This window comes from Stenotrophomonas sp. 05L44_2, from assembly GCF_056665995.1.
This window is the reverse complement of sequence record NZ_JBFTNR010000801.1, coordinates 1-1,760: the sequence shown is the minus strand read 5'-3', so window position 1 is coordinate 1,760 and position 1,760 is coordinate 1. Positions and strand designations below refer to the sequence as shown.

2 protein-coding genes are annotated in these 1,760 nt (G+C 66.3%); both read left to right on the top strand.

The genetic code is table 11. The annotated features are described in order from the left end of the window. The first annotated feature begins 176 nt into the window (after positions 1–176). Complete coding sequence (kduI, locus tag AC1VAN_RS20795) at positions 177–1,025, top strand: 5-dehydro-4-deoxy-D-glucuronate isomerase (RefSeq protein ID WP_032978442.1); 849 nt, start codon at positions 177–179, stop codon at positions 1,023–1,025. 82 nt (positions 1,026–1,107) lie between these two features. Continuing rightward, positions 1,108–1,760 (top strand): 2-dehydro-3-deoxy-D-gluconate 5-dehydrogenase KduD (kduD, locus tag AC1VAN_RS20790; protein ID WP_480986630.1); only part of this gene is annotated, 653 nt, incomplete at its 3' end.

The window sequence follows — 1,760 nt, the reverse complement described above, 5'->3', positions numbered from 1 at the left end:
GGTCACGACCGTTGGTCGTGACACTCCACCCGCCCTCCCCCCATCGATCGCACCTGCCGATGCCGTCCAACCACCATCGTGCAGCGCAAAATGACACCGGTTTCCTGTCTGGCTAGAATCGACCGTGAACCGTGCCGGGGCCGAACCATCGGCCCGCCCCCTGCTCTGGAGAAGCCATGTACTGCAAGACCCATTACGCCACCCATCCCGACGCCATCAAGGGCGCCAGCAACGATCAGCTGCGCGAGCTGTACCTGCTCGATGGCCTGTTCAACGCCGATGCGGTGACCCTGAAGTACACCCACTACGAGCGCTTCGTGCTGGGCGGTGCGGCGCCGGTCAACGGCCCGCTGTCGCTGCCGGCGCAGACCGAACCGGCGTCGGCCGCTGGCCATCCGTTCCTGGAGCGTCGCGAGCTGGGCATCATCAACGTCGGCAGCGGCACCGGTACGGTCACCGTCGATGGCACCGTGTACACGCTGGGGCCGAAGGATGGCCTGTACGTGGCGATGGGCAGCAAGGACGTCGTCTTCGCTTCGCAGGACGCCGCCAACCCGGCGCAGTTCTACCTGGCCTCGACCCCGGCGCATGCGCGCTTTGAAACCAAGCAGCTGTCGATCAAGGACGCGGTGGCACTGGATCGCGGCGCGCTGGAAACGAGCAACGAGCGCACCATCTACCAGTACATCGTGCCGGCCACCTGCCAGTCCTCGCAGCTGCTGCTGGGCCTGACCGTGCTCAAGCCGGGCAGCGTCTGGAACACCATGCCGCCRCACCTGCACGACCGCCGCAGCGAGGTCTATTTCTACTTCGACCTGGGCGACAGCGACCGCGTCTACCACTTCATGGGCGAGCCGGACGCACAGCGCCACATCGTCATCCAGAACAACGAAGCGGTGGTGTCGCCGCCGTGGTCGATCCACATGGGCGCCGGCACCAGCAACTACGCCTTCATCTGGGCGATGGGTGGCGAGAACCTGGATTACACCGACATGCACGTGCTGGACATCTGCCAGCTCAAGTAAGCGCCGGGCGGCCACCGCGCACGCCGTGCCGGTGGCCACCTGCCCCGCATCACGCACGCCTCTACCAAGGAACGCATACGCAATGACCAATCCCTTCAGCCTGGAAGGAAAAGTCGCTCTGGTAACCGGTGGCAATACCGGCCTGGGCCAGGGCATCGCAGTGGCGCTGGCTGCCGCAGGCGCCGATGTCGCCGTGGCCGGCATCGCCCCGCCCACCGAAACCATCGAGAAGATCACCGCGCTGGGCCGCCGCTGCCTGGCGGTGGAAGCCAACCTGATCAGCATCGAGCCGGTCGAGCGCGTGGTGCGCGAAACGCTCGAAGGCCTGGGCGGGCTGGACATCCTGGTCAACAACGCCGGCCTGATCCGCCGCGCCGACGCGGTGGATTTCAGCGAGCAGGACTGGGACGACGTGATGAACGTCAACATCAAGTCGGCCTTCTTCATCTCGCAGGCTGCCGGCCGCCACTTCATCGCCCAGGGCAGCGGCAAGATCATCAACATCGCCTCGATGCTGTCGTTCCAGGGCGGCATCCGCGTACCGTCGTACACCGCCAGCAAGAGCGGCATCGCCGGCATCACCCGCCTGCTGGCCAACGAGTGGGCGGGCAAGGGCGTGAACATCAACGCGATCGCACCGGGCTACATGGCCACCGACAACACCGCCGCGCTGCGCGCCGACCAGGACCGCAACAAGGCGATCCTCGAGCGCATTCCGGCCGGCCGTTGGGGTAC